The 2504-nt window shown below is 41.3% G+C and carries 1 protein-coding gene and 1 pseudogene; both read right to left on the bottom strand.

Annotated elements, in window-relative coordinates; translation table 11 throughout:
- Positions 1 to 1234: pseudogene (locus tag LKK83_RS07115) on the bottom strand (hypothetical protein); the annotation flags it as partial.
- Positions 1235 to 1294: 60 nt separating this feature from the next.
- Positions 1295 to 2407 (bottom strand): restriction endonuclease, encoded by a 1113-nt coding sequence (locus LKK83_RS07120; RefSeq protein WP_324630304.1) that lies wholly within the window; start codon positions 2405 to 2407, stop codon positions 1295 to 1297.
- Positions 2408 to 2504 lie beyond the last annotated feature (97 nt).

Raw genomic sequence — 2504 nt, forward strand, 5'->3', positions numbered from 1 at the left:
GAGATTTTTGATAAAATATTTCCAGCAAGTCTAGTGAATGTGTAATACAATTAGTAAACAAATTCTTACTTCCAGATTTTTGTTTAGTAGAAATTACTTTTTTGGTGTAAAATTTATCGTCGTCCTGAAACAAAAAAGAAATTCGAGAACCATAATCATCCCAGCTACTTCGAGCGATCCAATATTTTTCTGTATGGCTAAAGAAATCAAAGACAACTGCATCGGGTATTAATTTTTGCCCATTGACCTGAAACGTATTTGATAAATCAATTGGTTTTGATGTACTATTCCACTCTTGAAGGACGCTATCAGAAAGCAGTTGAGTGTCTAAATAAAGGAGATTACGGGGATTGTGGGTTTTGGCTAAATAAGTTAAGCACATTGATTCCCAAACGCTATGGAAATTTTTAATTCCCCAGACTTCCCCCTCATTTTTATGATGCAATTCGCCATACAAAAATAATTCTATGGCTTCATAAAAATCCCAATAATCGGCATCTTTGAGCGGAGTATTGCGATGGATAATCTCTAGAGCATCCTTTAAAATATCTATCACAAATTTGTAGTATTGTTCTTGAAATAAACTGTACTGTCCTCCGATATAATTGTGCGAAAAGCGCTCGGCTAAAGCTCGGATTTCAGCCCTTACATATTGGTTGAGCTGCTGTTTAATTTCGCAGAGCAAATAGCAGTACATGGCCACAATATCGGTGGATTCAAACTGAACGTGCTGACGCGGTAGGTTCATGTAATCGATATAAGCGGTTCCATTGGGGAGAAAAACCGCGCGATGCAGGAATCGATGAAACTGACTGTAATCGAGAACTTCTGATTTGCCCAGGCGATAACCTAAACTTAAAATTTTTGGTTCATCATAAGCATTCAAGATGCCCTTGAGCAAATCTAGCTTGGAGTAAAACAAATTTTCTTCTTCGTCATCATCCGTGCTAATTTCTGAACCCTGAAGAATTCTAATGACTCCATCACGATCCGCTGTTCTCGTTCGATCGTTCTCATCGAGATAGCCTTTCTCAATACAAATTTCTTTGAAGCGCTCGAAGATTTGATAAAACCGGAAAAACCAGTCCCGTTTCGCATCAAAGGTTTGCAAGGATTTATCAGTCGGATTGAAGCCTTTGGGCAAGCAAAACCGCAGGGTGCCATTGCGCCTTTCTATCCCGACAAAAGAATATTTCTCATTAACATCAATTTGAATATCGTGGAAATCAATCATTTTTGTACCTCAATTTTGCTGACATGTAATCCTCTATAAAACCTTCTATTGCTAAGGATTTTATAAGTTAGGAGAGCGTTGGCGACCTTGTTTTTCTGTATAGGTCATCAGTGCTGCGGTATGTTCGACAAAATCCGCATAAGTAATTAGCTTTGGTTCGTCATCGGTGGCGGTGGATAGGATTTTTTCTAGCGGTCGTTTGTCTCGTACAAATACGCTATCCCAGAGATAGAACATCACTTTATCCTTAACTTTCTGTAGGGTAATTTCGCCATTTTCCGGTTTGATAAACCACCAGCCAATTTGTTTGTCTTCAATTCGGCGCACTGTTTGGTACTGGGATTTAATCAATTCATTCAAGCCAATTACACAAAGATGCCACTGTAACGCTTGTTCATCATCAATCTTTAATTTGGCTGCAGCAATTTCATCGGGTAGGGTGTCTTTGGCATTTTTCCCGCTGGGGGATTCCACGTATTCCCAATCCCAGCGCCGTTTAAAGGCACTGTCGAGATAATAGATGGATTCATCTGAGGTGTTAATGGTGGCAATAATCGATAAATTACAAGGCATACTAATTTTTCGATTTTTGAGCATCGATAACACTCGTTGGCCGTTGGTATTTCCGTTTCTTTCGAGTTGGCGATCCATGTCGTCGCAAAATCTCTCCAACCCGGCATCTTCCACCATCAGTTTTCCGTCGGGTTGCACGGTGGGTTTGTATTTCATGGAGGTGAGCAATCCGACTAATTCCATTTCTGAAATGTCGATATGGTAGGTAGACCAGTTATCGCTTTCGCGGTCGAGTAATTGAAAGGCGGTGCCGAAAATAGCGGCAGCGTTTCCGCGATTCAATTCGTCAATTACCAGCAAACAATGCTCGTCTTTTCCGTCGATTAATGACTGATATGCCATGCCTAGCGATCGCAGAAAATGCCCGGGATAAAATTTGTAGATTACCGAGTTACCTTGGGTGAGTGGCAACAGCTTGCCCATGAAATCCGGGTAGGTGTACTCTGGGTGAAAGACCGTTTTAATGGTATTTTTCAGGAGTTTGCTTTCCTCATCATAGGCGATGCCAAGCTGTTCGGTGGCAATTGTCCGAATCTGATAACTTTTCCCGGTGCCTGGGCTACCAAAGAGGATTTTTTGAATGGGCTGGGGTTGAATCATCGAAAATTAGGGGTTGGTAAGGGGGCGAATGGAAACCCCTGTCATTTATGTATGGGGAGGAATTCGCCCCCCCTTACATAAACAGCACTCCGACAGG

It is taken from the genome of Phormidium sp. CCY1219 (assembly GCF_035615515.1).
Classification (GTDB): Bacteria; Cyanobacteriota; Cyanobacteriia; order Cyanobacteriales; family Laspinemataceae; genus CCY1219.

What these genes read in the sequence shown, in the direction of transcription:
- LKK83_RS07120 (WP_324630304.1), bottom strand. Translation starts at nt 2,407, where the DNA reads ATGATTCAACCCCAGCCCATTCAAAAAATCCTCTTTGGTAGCCCAGGC.